Source organism: Paenibacillus sp. NMA1017, from assembly GCF_058895805.1.
Map to the genome: position 1 here is coordinate 35,763 of NZ_JBZXYR010000013.1, position 18,945 is coordinate 54,707.

Genomic DNA, 18,945 nt, shown 5'->3' on the forward strand with positions numbered 1-18,945 from the left:
AGAGGGGCAAGTGAATTCTTCACAAGCGCAGGCGTTGCGCAGCAAATGGCATAAAACCCAATTGTTGCTCCAGCATGGCAGCATCAAGCCTTATGTACCTGAAACTCGCAAATATAACAAAGCAAATTTGAAATCAATGCTTGAGAAGTACGGTATGGTCTATGTAAAACCCGAGCGAGGTACCTTTGGCAAAGGTGTAATGAGAGTAGAGCAGGAGGCCGGCCAGCGTTTCGCCTATCAATATGAGGAAACGCGTCAGGAATTCAAACATTTGGATGCACTATATATCAGCCTATCGAAACATACGGGGAAGAAAAGTTATCTCATTCAAAAGGGAATCCATTTACTACGCCATCAAATGCGTTATTTTGATATTCGGGTCATGGTGCAACGTAATGAAAAAGGGACATGGGAGTCTACCGGAATTATTGGACGTCTTGGTCATCCCCGCAAAATCGTGACCAATTATCATAGTGGTGGTAAGCCGATGGCCTTGGAGCAGTTACTAAAATCCCATTTATCGCAAAGCAAACAGGCGGAGCTGGTCAAGAAGCTAAATGAACTGGGTCTTACCATCGCCAAACAACTGCAAAAAACATATCCGAAATTCCGGCAAATTGGTGTGGACATTGGACTGGATCATCGCTTTATCCCGTGGATTATTGAGGTGAATACGAAGCCGGACCCATATATTTTTAACCAATTAACAGATAAGTCCATGTACCGTAAAGTGTTAAGCTATTGGCGACTGGCTAATGAAAAAAGGAAAGTCTCCGTCCCAAGCAAAGATACAAATAAAGATAAGAATAAAGACAAGAGTAAAGATAAAAATAAAAATGTAATTAAAGATTCAAAAAAAGAAAAAATATCTTGACTAGTGGATTGCTTCATTGCCAGCAGCTAATACAGAAAAAAGGATGAATTTTTCATAATTCATCCTTTAGGATTACATTTTTAAACTCGCCAAGTCCCCAATTGTTTGCGTATAAGTACGATTTGTCCGCTATGATATGCATCGTGCAGCGTCCACCGCGATAATTCAGCACCGAGAGTGTCGGAGCCGAGAGGCTTATCCAGATCAGCATCATTCAGAGCAGTAATGGCGACAAGCAGTTGGTTTACAAGAGCTTCCGCTTCTTTCAGCGTCTCGTGCCATCCTTCATGGTCTTCAGCATCCCCTGGCGGACCGAATGTCTCATCGTTGCTTATTCCAGTTGAACTTATAGGTCGGTCAGTTAAACGTCTCAAAATACGCTCATTGTAATAGTTAATGTGACGAACCGTTTGCCAAATCGTGTTTCCTCCACCTGGTGGTGTCCAAGTGGCATCCTGTGTATTCACACCGTGAAGTGCTGCGGCAAGAGGAACAATCCATTCTTCCTTATCCCAAGAATTTTCTCTTTGCAATACCAGCATATTTACTCGATCTCGGCTCACCTAACCCAACTCCTTTTGTAGGGATGTAACTAGCTAAACATAGGATAAATCGTTACAATTAACAATGTAGCATGACAAATCAAGATTTGCAACCAGTTAAAATGATTTTAGTGGTTACAGACTGTGGAGGAACTCTTTTGAATACACTTTGGACTGATTTTGTAAATAGCGAATGGCACGATTGGAGGGGGAGCGGACGTTCAGAAGATCGTTTGTTGAAGACCGAATGGCAAAATGAATTTCTTATGCGGTGGCAATTTACCGCTTCGGTCCCAGCCAGTGCGGAAGATATCGAAGAAATGCAAATTCTCCGGCGGGAATTACGTAGCTTCGCTGAGCACCTGACTTCTGGCGGACAAATGACAACTGATCTGGTGGATACGATTAACCGAAAGATGATGGAAGGGGGGCCGGTCACTCGCTTATTAAAGCAACAGGATGAGCATTTCAGCATTGTGCTGGAACCCGTGGCAAATGGTTGGAAAAAGGTGCTGGCAGAGGTTGTAGCCGACTTTGCCCAGGCACTTGTCAATAGCGGCGGCTCCAGAATTCGTATTTGCGATAATATCGATTGCCGATGGGTATTTTACGATGATACCCGAAATCGGTCAAAGCGGTTCTGCGACGATAAGATGTGCGGTAATTTGATGAAGGTACGCCGTTTTCGCGAGCGTAAGAAAAAGTAGATGAAACGAGAAAATTTATATGAGCAGTACATGTTGAGCCCACTCCTATATGAACAATGGAGTGGGTTATTTAAAATTGAACAACCTGTGACCCTGTGCTATGCTTACATGAAAGAGAAGCTAGATGTACTAACGATGATCTTTACTATGCGTATAAACATCTGATGATACGACGAATAGAAAGGATGTACAGCTATGAATTCTGTCATTGAACTTAATAATGTAAGCTGGAAGAGAGATAACCGCACCATACTGGACCAAATCAATTGGCAGGTAGCTGAGGGAGAGCACTGGGCTGTACTCGGCTTGAATGGGTCAGGTAAAACAACGATGCTCAATATGATTAACGGTTACATATGGCCAACCACAGGTAGTGTCAGTGTATTGGGCCATGCCTTTGGAGAGGTGGATTTGAGGGAACTGCGCAAATCTATCGGTTGGGTCAGTTCCTCTTTACAGGAAAGAATTAATGGGAGTCAGCGTACGCAGGATGTTGTCATTAGCGGCAAATTTGCCTCCATTGGACTTTATGATCAGACGACGGATATAGATTATGAACAGGCCGTTCAGCTTATGACGCAATTGGGGTGTGCTCATCTCGTGGATCGGTTGTATCAGGGTTGCTCACAGGGAGAAAAGCAAAAAGTGCTTATCGCCCGCGCATTAATGGCCTCGCCCAAGCTACTGATTTTGGACGAGGCGTGTAATGGTTTGGACTTTTTCTCCCGGGAAGCATTGCTGGATAGCATTCGTCAGTTATCGGAGTCGCAGGCTTCGCCGAATTTACTGTATGTTACACATCATATCGAAGAAATTCTACCGATGTACACGCATACGATTCTAATCCGCCGGGGCACGGTATTTGCCAAAGGTAAAACGACTGATATTCTAAGCAGTGAAACGCTTAGTGCTTTTTTTGAAACGCCTGTGCAAGTAGAATGGAGACAGAATCGCGCATGGCTCTCTATGGTGTAGAGAGTCTTTTTTCTCGCTAACCTGCTACCAACATAATCAGAATAGGCAAAATCAGGAATGAGGCAAGCGTGCTCCACAGGATGCAGGTGGAAACCAGTTTTGGCGATGCGTTAAATTTTTCCGCTAAAATGACAGCATTCACAGCAACCGGCATCGAGGCTAGAATGAAGAGAACGGAGAACAAAAGGCCTGAAATCCCCAGTATCAGCATAGCAAGACAAGCCGCAAGCGGGGAAAGCAGAAGTCGGATTGTTAGTCCGGTGTAGCTGGCTTTTTTAATAGACGACTCTAGCTTAAATATTTTAACATAAGCCATCTGGGTACCCAGGATCGCCAGCACGACCGGAGAATAGGCGGCAGCAATCATCGAGACGCCTGACTGAATCCCTGAGGGAAGATGCCAGTCCAGAAGCCGCAGTCCCATGGCGAGTAGAGCTGCATAGATCGCAGGAAGTGAAAACACCGATTTAACAGCACTTTGAACAGAAAACTCAGAGCGGGCTGCAAAGTAAACGCCAATGGTATTGACCATAATTATCTGGATGACGACATATACAGAAGCTTTATCCAGACCAAGCTGCCCAAAGGCAAGTAAAATGAGCGGCAGGCCATAATTTGCACTATTGGTCAGCGTGGAGATTAAGGTAAGTCCAGCCGTTTCCGGAGTGCTCAGTCTAAAGATTTTCCCCGCTAATTGTGCAATTCCCCACAACAGCAGCAGGTTCAGTATTGAAAAAGCGGCAGTCTGCGCCACATCATGCCAGGAAAGCTGTGCTTTGAGTAACGTGTCCAGAATCATTGCGGGGCTTAAAAAATATAAATACAAAGTCGAGAGCGGTTTCGTTTCCAGCTTCATGAATTTGCCGAGTAGAAATCCGGCAATCACCGGAATGGACAGCGGAACGATAACGGATAATAGAGTTGAAAGTACGATTTGAATCATGAATTCCACCCATCCTTTCTGTAATGACATTTTCCATTATAAGACGCTACTTTCGAGCCCGTCCAAGATGAAAATACAATCAAGGTCATAGGTATATACTATGAAGCCTTCGACACTTATTGTGAAAACAACAAAAGGGATGCCCACAGCCATGATGAACGGCTAGTAGGGCATCCCTTTTGTTATAATGAACCAATGATACTACCGATTTATGCAGTAGCCACAGTTTCCGCTTTGGTTCGGCAATCGTCAGAGCAATAGTGCTGATGCTGTTCTTCGCAATCCGGACATACGATATGCTGGAGATTGCACACCGGGCAGTTAATATAATGATCGCTCGGCGTTTCACAATGGAAGCATTTGCCGACAATGACATCCTCATCCGTATGATTGATTGGAATCGAGATTCGTTCGTCAAATACGTAGCATTTACCGTCAAACAAACGTCCTTGTACTTCCGGGTCCTTACTGTAAGTCACAATGCCGCCATCCAGCTGGCCTACATCGTTAAACCCCTCTTTGATCAGAAGACCGGACAACTTTTCGCAACGGATGCCTCCGGTGCAGTACGTCAGGATTTTCTTGTCCTTGAACTGAGTCATATTGTCGCGAATCCATTGTGGAAATTCACGGAACGATTCGACTTCGGGACGAATAGCCCCGCGGAAATGACCGATGTCATATTCATAGTCATTACGTCCATCCAGAACAACTACATCTTCATCTTGAAGCTGTTCATAAAACTCCTTTGGTGACAGACGCTTACCGCTAATTACATTAGGGTCCAGCTCATCTTCATGACGCAGCGTAACAAGCTCCTGACGATGGCGTACAAATATTTTCTTGAACGCATGACCGTCAGACTCATCTATTTTAATAACGATATCGTGGAATTTCGGGTTGGCGCGCAAATCACGCATATACTGCTCCGTTTGCTCTACTGTACCAGACAGTGTTCCGTTGATTCCTTCCGCAGCAATCAAGATTCTTCCCTTGACGCCCAGCTCCTTGCAGTAAGCCAGATGCTCTGCCGTAAAAGTGGCAGGATCTTCAATGTTGACATATTTGTAAAACAACAAAATTCGATAAGTATGTTCACACACGTAAAATCACCCTCTGATTCAAGTCAAAGTTTTTTAACAAGCAATTTTAAATGTACCACATTCTTTAAGTTAGTCAACTTAAATGTATAAAAAGTGGAAATGCAACAGATGACGAGCGACAAAAGTAAGGGTTTACATTATAATAGTAGCGTAGTGATGAGGGGACTTTTGGGAGCAGGATGAGTTCTACTAGATGAAAGGATGAATGAAATGAAACATCATTTGACAGCGCATACACCACCTATGGGGTGGAATAGCTGGGATTGCTACGGTGCAGCAGTACGGGAAGAGGAAGTACGGGGAAATGCTCAATATATGGCGGAGCACCTGAAGGAATATGGTTGGGAATATGTCGTGGTGGATATTCAGTGGTATGAGTCAGGAGCCGTATCCTCACAGTATCGCCCATTTGTCCCATTGGAAATGGATTCATTTTCACGTCTTATTCCAGCGGTGAATCGGTTTCCTTCGGCAGTAGATGGACGAGGCTTCCAAGCTCTTGCGGAATATGTACACAGTCTGGGATTGAAATTTGGTATACATATTATGAGAGGCATCTCCCGCCAGGCGGTGCATCAGGATACCCCGATTTTGGGAACCACAGCTACGGCGAGACAAATTGCGCATCCCAACTCTATTTGTCCTTGGAACACAGATATGTATGGGGTAGATGCATCCAAGGAAGGCGCACAAGAGTACTATAATTCGTTGTTTGATTTGTATGCGGAATGGGGTGTGGATTTTGTCAAAGTAGATGATATTGCTGCATCACGTCTCTATGGTATTCATTTGGCGGAAATTGAATTGATTAGGCGGGCTATCGCCCAATGCGGACGTCCGATGGTGTTGAGTCTATCACCTGGTCCTGCGCCGCTGGAGCATGCATCTGATTTAATCGCAAACGCGAATATGTGGCGTATGACTGATGACTTCTGGGATGTATGGCCTTTACTGTATGGGATGTTTGAGCGCTGCGAGAAATGGGCACAACATGTAGGTCCAGGTCACTGGCCGGATTGCGACATGCTGCCACTGGGTCATCTGGGTATTCGTTCGGTAGATTCGGTAGATTCCGGGAGCCATGACCGATGGACACGCTTTACGAAGGATGAGCAGCTGACGATGATGACCTTGTGGAGCATTTTCCGGTCTCCACTGATGTTCGGAGGCGAACTGCGGGATAATGATGCATGGACACTTTCCTTGCTAACTAATGAAGAAGTGCTAAATGCTCATCGCAACGGTTTGAATGCGCGTCAGGTATACAGAAAGGATGAACATATCGTTTGGACTTCACATAACGAGGAAGGTCATGTATATGCAGCTTTGTTTAATACTGGAGATGAAGCCTCAAAGGTGCGTGTATCCTTAAAAGACCTTGGTATTGAAGGGCAGGCAAATGCCAGAGATTTATGGAACTATGTAGATTTAGGTATTTTAGCACAAGAACTGTCCACAGATTTACCTCCTCACGGAGCAGCTCTATTTATTTTGAAATAGAGTATTTTGCAAAAATCCCATAAGCGACTTCCAATGAACAAGATATAGATCGAAATGGTCTAGTTTGTCTATATCTTGCACTTCGGAGCGACTGGAATCGAATTTTACAAAATCCTGAATAACATAATGTAAGGAAGTACAATGTGCAGTTCCAACCCGATCACCTTATCGTAAAAGTGGAAAGTACCTTTACGATAGGGTGATTTTTTTGCATGTGTAACTTTATGATATTTTAATGAATTCGACATTTTTCTTGGGAATATGACATTTGGAACATGTTAATTTTATAGAGTGCCTATTTCTGTACAAATTTAAATCATTCTAGCGAATAGACTCGAGAAAGGAGTAAAATGATGAAATTAAAAAAAATCCACCAAAATGAAAAGGACGAGCCTTGGCCCTCTAGCAAACCAATACTATGTATCGGGGGGGCCAATCTGGATCGTAAAATCATGATTAAAGGTACATTTCAGCTTCATACCTCCAACCCTAGCAGCACAAGGCTGCAATCTTGTGGTGGGGTAGCACGGAATGTAGCTGAAAATTTGGGGAGATTGAGCCAGCGGGTCAGCCTGCTGACCGCAGTCGGGGACGATGCGGAAGGTGAATTTATAATCGAACAGTCCAATCGTTACATGTACGTGGTTCCTCTGCAAGTCAAAGGTGAACCGTCAACTGGGGTTTATACTGCCTTGCTGGACGAGCGTGGTGAACTGATTGTAGCAACAGCAGAAATGGAGATTTATGATCAGATTCGTCCTTCAGTAATTTTTGAAAATACTCCTTTAATCGCCTCGTCCCGACTGGTTCTGCTGGACACTAATTTCTCTATGAACGTAATTGCAGCCACCATACATGTCTGCCATGAGCATCGGGTTCCGATTGTCGTTGCTTCGGTATCAGCCTCCAAGATGAGAAAGCTTCCCCGAAATTTGCATGGGGTGGAATGGCTGGTATGTAAACCGGTGGAGGCTGAAGCCTATTTGGGGCTAGAACTTACAGATGATCAGCATATTTTGGATGCCGCCCGAATTTTTCACAAACTTGGGGTTCAAAATGTCATATTTATCTGCGGTGCTGATCGTGTTTTGTTCGCCTCTCAGGATGGAACTCATGGTCAAATTCCCATTCATCCCATTCAAGAGGTCATTGATGTCACAGGCGCAGATGATGCTTTTATTGCTGGGATGATTTATGGGATTACCCAAGGTTATCCTATGGAGCAAGTGTGCCAATTCGGAATTAGCTGTGTCGACTTGACTCTGCAAACGGATCGGACAGTCTCAGAGACTCTTTCTATGAATAAACTCCATTCTAGGTTTCAGGAGCTGTATGGCACACATTCGCAAAATTTTGTGTTTTTCAAGGGTGTGTATTTTAAAAAGAAAGATACATAAGTAATCAAGAGAACTCTAACCTACAACAGCGCGTATTTGGAGCTTCACGTACGTAATGGCCTCAATTATTGAATTTGTAAAAGGAGCATGTTGTCTGATGGACAGTGTGAATACGTAATTGTTTTTCTGCCACTGTTCCTCCTTTATTTGCTTTTAAAGGGAGGTTCTTTGGTAGCCATGCGGGACAGGATGACGATAGACGATTATCTCCTTGACTAGAAATTACATTTCGTGTAAAGTGATGAAAATTGTAATATATAGGAATAGTGTAGACCAAGGATCAAAGGTTCAATACCCGCTGTACAGAGAAGAAACTCATGGGCTGAAAGGTTTCTCGTCGCGAATGAACGTTTCCCTGCCTTGCGAGCTGTAGCGGTTTGTAAGATGAACCGTTACCGGCTAGACGCCGTTATCTGATGAAGGACCGTTCCGTGTATGGTTACGGTCAAATTAAGGGTGGTACCACGACACATTCGTCCCTGACGGATGTGTCTTTTTGCGTACATTTTATCGTCCATACAAGGAGGTAGCTACACATGCGCCAAAGCCAATTATTACTGACAACCTTGCGTGAAGCACCCGCAGAGGCCGAAGTGATCAGTCATCAGCTTATGCTGCGGGGAGGATTTATCCGCCAACTGGCGGCTGGAATGTACACCTACATGCCACTGGGCAGACGGGTGCTCAGAAAAGTAGAGCAAATTGTACGGGATGAAATGGATCGTGTAGGGGCTGGGGAACTGCTGATGCCTGTATTGCAGCCAACGGAGCTGTGGCAAGAATCAGGGAGATACGATGTTTACGGTCCTGAGTTGATGCGTTTGCAAGATCGGCATGATCGGGAGTTTGCTTTGGGGCCTACACATGAAGAGGTCATTACGTCTTTAATACGAAGTGAAGTGAATTCTTATCGCAAATTGCCTGTAACGCTGTATCAAATTCAAACCAAATTTCGGGATGAACGACGTCCTCGATTTGGCCTGCTTCGCAGCAGAGAATTTTTGATGAAGGATGCCTATTCGTTTGATGCACATTGGGAAGGACTAGATCATACCTATTGGACCATGTTCCAGGCATATCATCGCATTTTCACCCGCTGTGGTCTGAATTTTCGTGCTGTAGAAGCAGATGCGGGTGCCATTGGTGGCGAAGGTGAAACCCATGAATTTATGGCTCTAGCTGATATTGGAGAGGACACAATTGTAGCATGTACCTGCTGTGAATATGCAGCTAATCTTGAAAAAGCCGTGGCGCGGTCGACGGGGAAAATAGAAATAGCTCCAGTCTCAGATGAAAATGAACATGTCATCCATCCTTCTTTCGATACAGCTAAAATGGAAAAATTCCATACTCCAGGCCTGCGAACAATAGATCAACTGGTTGAATCGCTTCACATAGAACCTGAAGAAATCATCAAAACACTGATTTATATGGCTGACGATCAACCTGTTGCTGTAGTTGTAAGGGGTGATCATGAGGTCAACGAAGTGAAAGTTAAACATATTTTAGGTAGTGAAAAATTCGAAATAGCAAGTACAGACACCGTGTCAAAGGCGACTGGAACCCCTTCGGGGTTCATAGGCCCATGCGGATTGACAATCCCTGTGTGGGTAGACTACGCTGTTGTCCAAATGTCCAGCGGTATCGCGGGCGCGAACGAGATGGATTATCATTATCGACATGTGAATCCAAGGCGCGATATAGATCTTCGGCATGTGGCTGACTTGCGGAATGTCATAGAAGGGGATAGATGTCCTCGATGTGACGAAGGGGAATTGAAACTTCATCGTGGGATTGAGATCGGACACGTATTTAAACTAGGCACCAAATATAGTGAGAAGCTGGGTGCGACCTTTCTGGATGCGTTTGGAATTGAGCAAGCGATGATTATGGGCTGCTATGGCATTGGCGTATCCCGGATTCTTTCTGCCATTGTAGAGCAAAATCACGATCAGAACGGAATGATATGGCCTTATGCGCTGGCCCCGTTTCAAGTTCATATTATTCCGATTTCTGTGAAAGACAGGCTTCAGATGCAAATAGCCGAGAAATTTTACAACCAGCTGCAGGATCGCGGTTTGGAGGTGCTGCTGGATGATCGGGAGGAACGGCCTGGGGTTAAATTCAAAGACTCCGATTTAGTAGGTATTCCCGTGCGCATCGTCGTTGGTAAAGATGCCGAACACGGGAAAGTAGAGTTAGTGGAACGAAAAAACTGCAACAAAGAGACGATTCATATCGAAGATGTAGAGAGACGAATATTGGAACTACACTAAGCATCTGTATCCCGTAGAATATGACCTTCTCCAAGTGTAATCTCATGAAAATCCGCCATCTGACGTGCCTGAAACCGAATTGGCTTGTCCCGACCAATCATAATGATATTTTGAATGTCGGCAACGCCTTCCGAGGGGAGCGAGAAAGTTGTGACATAGGCGAATTCTTCACGCAACGTTGTGTGAATGGCATTGATCAGATGGTCGTGTTCACTTTTCCCCATTAAATTCATTATGAGGGAGCCTTCGGAATCCAGCTTTTCTTTGGCCATCTTGAAAAATTCCCAGGATACTAAATGGAAGGGTGTACCCTGCTCTGTGAAGGCGTCCAAAATAATATAGTCATAAGCATCCAGCGCTTCCTTCTCCAGAATGCGTCGTCCATCGCCAACAGTTACATTATCCTGATCGTATCCAAAGAATGTTCGGCTGAACTCTACGACTTGTGCATCCAGCTCGGCAATCTTAAAGCGTTTATCTGTAAAATGACCCGCTATTGTACCTATACCGTGCCCAATAACAAATACATCTTCAAATGATGGATCGTTCAGCTCCATGAGATGGATGATTGCTCTCGGATATTCGAACAAAATACGTTGCGGATGATTCAAGTCCACCGCGCCTTGGACGGCTGTATTTGAAAACTGCATCACCCGAAATAATCCCTTTTCACCATACAGCTCGGTGGTTTCGTATACTGTGATTTCATGATTATGGCTCAACTTCTTGTACAAGACATCCAATTAAATGATCTCCTTCAAGTCAGACTTCCTCCTCATCTTAGACATGGATAGGGGGATTGTCCATAGATGAGGAGGATTGAAAGTTCACATTTCCAAGCATCCCTAATTAGGTAGAATTGTTTATTTTTCCATAACGGAGTTGTTTGAACTTGTTCGTATGTCCTTTAGGAGATATAATATACAAGGATATAATAAAGTTCGTTGTGTATATTCATACAGGAAGAGAGCGGGATATTATGGGACGTAAGTGGAATAACATTAAAGAAAAGAAGGCATCCAAGGATGCTAATACGAGTCGTATATATGCTAAATTTGGCGTGGAAATTTATGTGGCAGCCAAACAGGGCGAACCGGATCCTGAATCCAATCGGGTATTAAGAGTCGTTTTAGAACGTGCAAAAACGTACAATGTACCCAAAGCAATCATTGACCGTGCTATTGAAAAAGCAAAAGGTGCTGGTGATGAAAACTACGTAGAGCTTCGTTATGAAGGTTTCGGTCCGAACGGTTCCATGGTCATTGTAGATGCGCTGACCAATAACGTTAACCGTACCGCATCGGATGTGCGTTCTGCTTTTACTAAAAATGGCGGTAGCCTGGGTGTGAGCGGATCTGTAGCCTACATGTTTGATTCAACAGCAGTTATTGGTCTAGTGGGTAAAACCGCAGATGAAGTGCTGGAACTGCTGATGGAGGCAGATGTAGAGGTACGTGACATCATTGAAGAAGATGAAGCCGTCATCGTATATGCAGAGCCTGATCAATTCCATGCTGTGCAGGAAGCTTTCAAACAAGCAGGAGTGACTGAGTTTACCGTTGCTGAGCTCACCATGCTTGCCCAAAATGATATTTCACTTCCAGAAGATGCACAGGTTCAATTCGATAAATTGATTGATGCATTAGAAGATTTGGAGGATGTTCAGCAGGTTTACCACAATGTAGACTCTGAGGAATAATCGGATTGCATCATTTACATCTGAGCGTTTTGATAAAATAGATATCCCTAAACCATCGTATTTCGGTACGATGGTTTTTTTGTGAATCAACATCTACATAAGATCAGTTTAATTTTATTGACTGATCAGTCTGTAAAAATCATAATCATAGGCAGGGAGGTGAAAATGAGGTTTGGGGAGAGCTAAAGAATTCGAGTCTGAAAGTTAAGGATGCGATAGCGATAATTTTTAATGAATCTGTCAGGGTTTTGACGGATAAGAGACTGTCCAAGGAATGCTTTATTATGAACAGTGCTATTGAACAGGTTCCGCATCATCATGAAATCAAAGCTTTTATTTCTGAGAACACTGAAAAGCTTGAGCTTGCTTTTTATAACGCCCTAGTCCGCGCCCAAAAAGAGGGGGAGATTCATTCTACGGAATCTGAGCTATTGTCAATCGCCAGATTTCTAAGTCATGCCCGACTATCGTTGACATTTACCGCTAAGAAAGGCGCAAGCACTGAGGTGCTTAGAGATAACGTGCGTACGACACTATCGATTTTGGATTGATCTTTATGAACGCTTAAGGCGTCTCAAACAGATCCTGATGGCCTGGTTGCGACGCCCTTGTCAGTTGGAGACAGACACTTACATAATGCTTGATGTTACATTCCAGTTATTGAAATCATAGGTCCGTCTCTCTCTATCATGAACCAAATCGAGTTTATTTCCATTATAATCCTGATGCATCCACGGATCATCCAGCAGAGGCCAATTAGCATAATTGACTTCTGCACCCTGAATTTTACGTGAGGTGGCATATACGATTTCCATCTCTTTACCTGTTAATCCTTTGTAATAGACCCGGGGATTGGTATCGTTAACACCGCTGAAATCCACTACGGTTTTCGTCAGTACAGCCTCAGCAAAGCAGTCAAGCTCTCTAATACAAGTACCTCCTGCATAGTCCATAAGAGGTGCTGTTTCAACGATGACTGCATTTTTTGCCCCGTCACTCCGTAACGATCTCTGATAACCTCCATATTTCCACGATTCCGTGTCATAAGGCCAAACGTAAGGTTGTGCCGTCCTGACAGCCATCAGCATTTTACCTGTGTGAAAGAATACCCAGCCGTTCCTGTTGAATGGGTCCTGTTCGATCGTTGCTTTAATTCCGTTATATGAAACAGGGCCGTCGATCCATGTATTTGAATTTGTGATATTGTATACTGCAATGAGTGCACCATCGTCCTGAAGCACTTCCTCCATATTCGTTCCGCCAATCCAATATTCCGAGTTGGACGGATTCAAGTTAATCGGCTCACTAAAGTGTTGCTTCATGAAGAACGTATTTGGTTCGTCACTGTATGTATCCCCCACCCATTTGATGCCCCAACGATGAAGCTGGTTTTGTGCGAGCCGATTGTCCTTTTGACTGAATACGGCATAATTCGGGGTGATGTAGCTTGTCTTATACGGTTTGTTACTGTTTCTAGACATCCGTTCCTTATGTGTGTAAGTTATAGAACGGGCTGTTGCTATACGCTTGAAAATGTCTGGTAGCTCGTAGCCCGCAACCGCAAATGGAATCGTGGTAAATTTCAGATTGGTTTCATTGCCGAGATATATCGGCTTACGACTGTCTCCAAACAACATCCACAGCAGTACTACACTCTCATCAAGTGTATATCCCGGCTCTTGCTGCGCATTATATGTTCTGGCCTGACTGGTCACCCAGTACCCATGCAGCCACTCTCCTACAATACTAGAAAAATACCACTCCAACGTCAGTTTGGCCATATTCCGCAATGTCGCATCTTTCAAGTGTTCGGTAATGAACAATAGCGGTCCCACATGATGGATAAAATATGTCGGAGAGTCGTATTCAAAGTACCCCTGTTTTGTAATTGTGGGAAGTTCGGACAGCAGATAGCTTCTGGCGATGGTAGCATAATTCACCGGATATTCTGGCCATTCTTCCGCTCCGACAACCCCAACCGCTGCGTACATGAGCCGTTGATTTTCTGTATTTCCCGACAGAGCCGTCCCATCGGCATTCAAAATGTTAAAACTGAGCATTTTTGCTTTTACTTTATTCTTTAACTCAGATGTGTAATACTCTTTAAACTTCATATAAGCTTCCATTACGTTAATTCCCCAGAACATGTCTTTGTTCCGATCCAAATGAATGTTGACGTAGGCAAGTCCAGTGCTGATATCTCCTTTTGAAAATTGGGCCATAGCCGCATAACCACCGACCTTTCGCCCCTGATCGTACTCATTGTAAGGATAGCCCAATGCTGCTACATCATCGATTACGATCTGTTTGCGCTCCTGTAGTGAGCTTGTTAAAATCTCATTTTTAAACATAATTACAGCCACATCCCTAATCATAGAATAATAACGCGAAAATAGTATGAATAATTGTTAGAAGAGATTGTTTTTTGTAATTATAAGGCATTTGTCTATTAATTTCAGTAATTTACTATATTATATTATGAAAATATTGTATTAGATGGCGAAGCGTATCCATCCACATGTAGTGTGGATGGATGTTCAAATGCCAGAAGGGGAGGGATAGAGTCTGCCCCAGTTATAATGCTACAAAAGATATAGGCTACTGGCTAAAGTGGGATGCCTATATCTTTGTATACAAATCCAATCCTTAAGGCCGGAACTATCCGCTAAAAAATTACCTAAAGCAGTAAGAAATGCGCATGAGATTATGTTTTTTTAATGAGAGCACGGACAAGACACACGTTCAGCGGATTCTTCAGAGCCCATCTTTTGGGTAAAAAGAATAACCAGGATACTTGACGACGGGCCATTTTACCTTTCGTAAATTAGAGATTACATCAACACCTACATGCAAATTACTCTGAATCAGTTCAGTAGGCGTAAGAGCCATCCATTGATTCAGGGAAACATCCGCAAAACGGTCACTTTTAAACATTTCAAGAAACCATAGTGAGCTAGAGCCAGTATTTTGAATGTAATGACCGTAAGCGAAAGGCACATATCCGACATCTCCCGCTCTAAAATCAAATGTGCGGGCCGCGCCATTGCCACCAAAGACAGTCATCCGTCCTTGCCCTGTAAGATAGTATTGCCATTCGTCATTATTGGGGTGCCAATGCATTTCCCGCATGGCACCGGGTTCAATCTCAACAAGAGCAGCTGCGATGGTTTTGGATATCGGAAAATTGGAGGAGTCGACGATTCGTACGCTTCCACCTGGCGTTTTAATCGGGGGCTGAGCGAGTAATTCATGCTTAAAGGACTGAGGTATCGTACCATAGGGAGAGGAAACCGCTTGGCTTTGAATTGAACCAGGAATGGAATCCTGATAGATGTATACTTGGTCTTGAGGAATTGCTGCAAAATCAGCTTCTGGTACACCAAAATTTGCAGAAAGTACGTCTTTGGGAGTATGTGCGAACCAATCCGAGATGGATAGGGTGTTCAGATCGGAGAAACTGCCATCATCAAAAACCAGCAAAAATTCGCACCCATCCTCAAGCCCCTGTATAGAGTGCGGAATGCCAGGAGGAAAATACCAGAGATCCCCGGGACCCACATCAGCAATAAAATTACGTCCATTTTGGTCAACTGCCGTAATGCGGGCACTTCCCAACAGCATATATGACCATTCCGCCTGCTGATGCCAGTGAAGCTCACGTACACCACCCGGTGTCAAACTCATATTCACCCCGGCAAGGGTTGTAGCAATAGGTAATTCCCTTACCGTTACTTCTCTTGACCACCCACCATGATTAAGCTGCATATGAGCATCCGAAAAAGAAAATCTCATATTCGGAATGAGACCATTGTCCGTTATGGGGGGAACCAGCATATCGGGATTTTGTAAATCCCTCATCACATCACGGGGGCCCTTGTCGATACCCCCAGCGCCATCACTTCTGATGGGTTGGGGGATTCTTGCATTTTTCGGGCAATCATTATGCATCATTAGATCTTCCTCTCCAGGTTGAAGCTTGATGAAGCATGGGATAAGAGAAAATACGCATAAAGATTTTATGATCATGTGGTGAGTTTTATGCTGTATGCGTCAGATCTGTAAACTGTGCCTGAATGATTTGAGCTAAATCGTGTGGACTCAACTCCAGTTGGGTCCCAATTTTCCCACCGCTCACAACGATGGCTTTCAGTTCCCATGCAGGCTGATCGATAAAAGTGGGGTAGAGCTTTTTCATTCCTATAGGGGAGCAGCCACCGCGAATATATCCCGTATACTTTTGCAAATCCTTAACTGGGAGCATTTCAATTTTTTTCTCTCCCGCGGATTTGGCTGCTTTTTTGAGATCAAGCTCTTTATGTACAGGGATTACAAAAACAAACAGATTTTGTTTGCTATGTGCAACCAAAGTTTTGTAAACCATTTCCGGGGCTCTCTCGATTTTCTCAGCCACATTCATACCGTCTATTTTTCCATCTTGATGATCATAGCTCAAAATATTGTATTGTATATGTTGCCCGTCCAATATGCGCATGGCGTTTGTTTTGCTGGCACTCATTTTATTTCTTCCTTTCGTTAGAGTTTTTCCAAGTGATCCACATAATCCTTTGCATCCTTAAGGGAAAGATCCTTAGCGGTTCTCAGCTCTTTTATGGCTTGAATCTTTTTTCCTTCCCTAATTAGCAGGAGCAACCTTTCATTAATATCTTCTGAAGCTTCTGCATCAAAAATATATGGAGGAGCGGCAGCGATGGTACCTGACAGTGATGTGCCCTGTATTCCTGAACGATTTTCAAGACGCTCCACGTCGGATTTCAATTCATTAAGCCTAGATTGAAGGCTGTAGACCTTGATTAAAAGTATGGCCGAGAGGAGCAACGCGATTATTGCTATATACTCAATAGCTGACAACAGAATCCCTCCAATTTCAATTAAGTTTCACCGCAAAGATGTCGCACTAAGATTTTGTCTCTTACTCATAGTATAGCATGATGATCGAAGAGAAAAAGAAGAGGAAGACGTGTACAAATTGACTTTTTGCAAACAGAGCGTTATATTACAACTTATTATAAACCTTTTAATAAATACTGGAAAAGGAGTGTATTCAAATACAACCAGTCTCCAATAATACCATTCGGGTCAAACAAATTAATATAGAGTTAGTTAAAAACACATTGAAATCCAAGGAATATGCAACCAAGTCATCCATAGCCAGCATCACCGGTCTTAGTGTGGCTACCTGCGGAAATATTCTGAATGAGCTTCTTCAAACCGGAGAAGTATTAGAGACGGAATTGGAAGAATCGAACGGCGGACGCCCAGCTAGACGGTACAAATATAACGCTGATTATTCTTATATTATCTGTTTAAATGTGAAAACGGAAGGTGGTATACATTCTCTTACTTATGCTGTTGCCAATTTGCTTGGCGATATCATCATCGAGAATACTTCCATAGTGCCTTATATTGATTATGAGGTCATAGAGACCCAAATTGGAAAGCTGATTGATAACTATGGAAACGTCAAAGCCATTGGGATTGGCATCCCTGGTGTTGTTCATCAAGGGATTATCGATGTTTGTGATCTCGACCTGCTCATAGGAGTCCCTGTAGGTCCACGGCTTCAAGATAAATACGGATTAGAAGTTACCATTGAAAATGATATGCATTTGACAGTCTACGGATTTTATAACATGCAGAATTATGATGAGGATAAAACCTTTGCTATTGTTACGTTTCCCAAAGACAATTTCCCCGGAGCGGGTTTTATTGTCGACGGACATTTGCTAAAAGGAAATACCAAATTTGCGGGGGAGGTTTCCTTTTTACCCTTTGATTTAACAAGAGAGGAACAGCTTATACAGTTAAATAGCACAGAGGGATTTGTCCCTCTGGCGATCCAAACGATAACTTCCATTATTGCGATTATAGACCCTGTATCTATCGCTTTGACTGGAGAGTTATCCAAGCCGACTCTGTTGGACGATATTTATAACGGCTGTCTAAAAGATGTACCCAAAGAACATATGCCCGAGATTTTTGTGAAAAACGATACACATGATGAATACATGTATGGCTTGATTTCGGTGACCCTTGAAAGTCTGACGTACAATTTGCAATTGGTGGAGAAAAGGAAATAGGGCATCGTTCAAATAAAGCATGAGAGGATGAGATTAATGACTCAAAAATCAATTGCATGGACTACAGGAACATGGACTAATCACCCTGTAACATCCATAGAAGAAGACCAGTTCCTTAAAGTTGAAACTAGAGAAGGAAGCGACTACTGGGAAAAAACGTTGTATGGATTTGAACGCAGTAGCGGACATTCCCTGCTTACAGACTGGGAAGAAGGCTCTGCCATCGAAGTCACGTTTGAATTAGGCTCATTCACGGAGCTCTACGATCAGGCCGGTATAATGCTGTATCAAGGACAGCAAAGGTGGATTAAAGCCGGGATTGAATTAAATGACGGAATTCCTCAACTGGCTGTCGTAGTCACAGATGGATATTCCGATTGGTCATTAGCTCCTGTACCTGATTGGGTAGGAAAAAATGTGACGATTCGTGCTTCACAGCTACAGGATGCGGTTATCATTAGAGCCCGAACTGAAAATCAAAGCTGGCGCACCGTACGTGTAGCACGTTTTCCTTATGAAACGGGACAACAGGCGGGTCCTTTTGCCTGCGCGCCGACTCGAGCCGGCTTTCAGGTTATCTTTACACGCTGGGTAAGCACTGAACCGGATAGAGATATTCATGTAGATCCGCCAATTGAAGAATAGTCATTTTACTCAATAATAGAAGAGTTATAAATAGGGGAGTAATTATTGGAGATAATACAATTATAAGATCTGGAAATTTTTAAAATAATACTTGACATGAAACGCGTTACAAACCTTAAGATTCAATTAGAAGTACTTTATAAACATTAGCATAGAGGTAACGTATTTCTATCCTAGTTAATGAAA

The 18,945-nt window shown here is 43.5% G+C and carries 18 protein-coding genes; 10 read left to right on the top strand and 8 right to left on the bottom strand.

Going from position 1 to position 18,945, the window contains the following annotated elements; translation table 11 throughout:
• Window positions 1-10: 10 nt before the first annotated feature.
• Window positions 11-874 carry a YheC/YheD family protein gene (locus tag AC5ELV_RS22755; protein ID WP_493431995.1) on the top strand — a complete coding sequence of 288 codons (864 nt, stop codon included), beginning with the start codon at window positions 11-13 and terminating at the stop codon, window positions 872-874.
• Window positions 875-954: 80 nt separating this feature from the next.
• Here AC5ELV_RS22755 and AC5ELV_RS22760 read toward each other — a convergent pair whose 3' ends face one another.
• Window positions 955-1,437 carry a DinB family protein gene (locus AC5ELV_RS22760; protein ID WP_493431996.1) on the bottom strand — a complete coding sequence of 161 codons (483 nt, stop codon included), beginning with the start codon at window positions 1,435-1,437 and terminating at the stop codon, window positions 955-957.
• A 137-nt stretch (window positions 1,438-1,574) separates the two neighbouring features.
• On the opposite strand from AC5ELV_RS22760, the gene AC5ELV_RS22765 reads away from it, so the two are divergent.
• Both AC5ELV_RS22765 and AC5ELV_RS22770 read left to right on the top strand, forming a co-directional pair.
• Entirely contained in the window at window positions 1,575-2,123 is a 549-nt protein-coding gene (locus AC5ELV_RS22765) for a CGNR zinc finger domain-containing protein (RefSeq protein ID WP_493431997.1), read from the top strand.
• A gap of 195 nt (window positions 2,124-2,318) precedes the next feature.
• Window positions 2,319-3,098: an ABC transporter ATP-binding protein gene (locus AC5ELV_RS22770; RefSeq protein WP_493431998.1), complete on the top strand. Its 780-nt coding sequence runs from the start codon at window positions 2,319-2,321 to the stop codon at window positions 3,096-3,098.
• Window positions 3,099-3,114: 16 nt separating this feature from the next.
• Here the strand turns inward: AC5ELV_RS22770 and AC5ELV_RS22775 are convergent, their stop codons facing one another.
• Window positions 3,115-4,041 carry an AEC family transporter gene (locus AC5ELV_RS22775; protein WP_493431999.1) on the bottom strand — a complete coding sequence of 309 codons (927 nt, stop codon included), beginning with the start codon at window positions 4,039-4,041 and terminating at the stop codon, window positions 3,115-3,117.
• 209 nt (window positions 4,042-4,250) lie between these two features.
• Entirely contained in the window at window positions 4,251-5,144 is an 894-nt protein-coding gene (gene trhO, locus AC5ELV_RS22780; protein WP_493432000.1) for an oxygen-dependent tRNA uridine(34) hydroxylase TrhO, read from the bottom strand.
• A 210-nt stretch (window positions 5,145-5,354) separates the two neighbouring features.
• Here trhO and AC5ELV_RS22785 point away from each other — a divergent pair, with 210 nt between their 5' ends.
• The 3 genes from AC5ELV_RS22785 to AC5ELV_RS22795 all read left to right on the top strand — a co-directional run bounded on the left by AC5ELV_RS22785 (window position 5,355) and on the right by AC5ELV_RS22795 (window position 10,317).
• Window positions 5,355-6,644: a glycoside hydrolase family 27 protein gene (locus AC5ELV_RS22785; protein ID WP_493432001.1), complete on the top strand. Its 1,290-nt coding sequence runs from the start codon at window positions 5,355-5,357 to the stop codon at window positions 6,642-6,644.
• A 353-nt stretch (window positions 6,645-6,997) separates the two neighbouring features.
• Window positions 6,998-8,041 (top strand): carbohydrate kinase family protein, encoded by a 1,044-nt coding sequence (locus tag AC5ELV_RS22790; protein ID WP_493432002.1) that lies wholly within the window; start codon window positions 6,998-7,000, stop codon window positions 8,039-8,041.
• Window positions 8,042-8,577: 536 nt separating this feature from the next.
• Window positions 8,578-10,317 (top strand): proline--tRNA ligase, encoded by a 1,740-nt coding sequence (locus tag AC5ELV_RS22795; RefSeq protein ID WP_493432003.1) that lies wholly within the window; start codon window positions 8,578-8,580, stop codon window positions 10,315-10,317.
• Here the strand turns inward: AC5ELV_RS22795 and AC5ELV_RS22800 are convergent.
• The gene (locus AC5ELV_RS22800; protein ID WP_493432004.1) at window positions 10,314-11,060 is read right to left on the bottom strand and encodes a spermidine synthase; all 747 of its coding nucleotides are present in this window, start codon (window positions 11,058-11,060) and stop codon (window positions 10,314-10,316) included. The two genes, AC5ELV_RS22795 and AC5ELV_RS22800, sit on opposite strands and share 4 nt — an antisense overlap.
• A gap of 236 nt (window positions 11,061-11,296) precedes the next feature.
• Between AC5ELV_RS22800 and AC5ELV_RS22805 the strand changes: the two genes are divergently transcribed.
• Window positions 11,297-12,016, top strand: a complete 720-nt coding sequence (locus AC5ELV_RS22805) for a YebC/PmpR family DNA-binding transcriptional regulator (protein WP_013310214.1) — start codon at window positions 11,297-11,299, stop codon at window positions 12,014-12,016.
• A 284-nt stretch (window positions 12,017-12,300) separates the two neighbouring features.
• Complete coding sequence (locus AC5ELV_RS22810) at window positions 12,301-12,567, top strand: hypothetical protein (protein ID WP_493432005.1); 267 nt, start codon at window positions 12,301-12,303, stop codon at window positions 12,565-12,567.
• A 78-nt stretch (window positions 12,568-12,645) separates the two neighbouring features.
• Here the strand turns inward: AC5ELV_RS22810 and AC5ELV_RS22815 are convergent, their stop codons facing one another.
• From AC5ELV_RS22815 to AC5ELV_RS22830, 4 genes are all read right to left on the bottom strand, one after another.
• Window positions 12,646-14,367 carry a hypothetical protein gene (locus tag AC5ELV_RS22815; RefSeq protein ID WP_493432006.1) on the bottom strand — a complete coding sequence of 574 codons (1,722 nt, stop codon included), beginning with the start codon at window positions 14,365-14,367 and terminating at the stop codon, window positions 12,646-12,648.
• A gap of 403 nt (window positions 14,368-14,770) precedes the next feature.
• Entirely contained in the window at window positions 14,771-15,964 is a 1,194-nt protein-coding gene (locus AC5ELV_RS22820; RefSeq protein WP_493432072.1) for an oxalate decarboxylase family bicupin, read from the bottom strand.
• A gap of 88 nt (window positions 15,965-16,052) precedes the next feature.
• A complete protein-coding gene (gene ybaK / locus AC5ELV_RS22825; RefSeq protein WP_493432007.1) occupies window positions 16,053-16,532 on the bottom strand; it encodes a Cys-tRNA(Pro) deacylase in 480 nt (159 codons plus the stop codon).
• Between the two features lie 17 nt (window positions 16,533-16,549).
• Entirely contained in the window at window positions 16,550-16,885 is a 336-nt protein-coding gene (locus tag AC5ELV_RS22830) for a ribosomal protein L7/L12 (RefSeq protein WP_493432008.1), read from the bottom strand.
• A 320-nt stretch (window positions 16,886-17,205) separates the two neighbouring features.
• On the opposite strand from AC5ELV_RS22830, the gene AC5ELV_RS22835 reads away from it, so the two are divergent.
• Window positions 17,206-18,114: an ROK family protein gene (locus AC5ELV_RS22835; RefSeq protein WP_493432073.1), complete on the top strand. Its 909-nt coding sequence runs from the start codon at window positions 17,206-17,208 to the stop codon at window positions 18,112-18,114.
• Window positions 18,115-18,150: 36 nt separating this feature from the next.
• Window positions 18,151-18,759, top strand: coding sequence for a DUF1349 domain-containing protein (locus AC5ELV_RS22840; RefSeq protein WP_493432009.1), 609 nt, complete (start codon window positions 18,151-18,153; stop codon window positions 18,757-18,759).
• Window positions 18,760-18,945 lie beyond the last annotated feature (186 nt).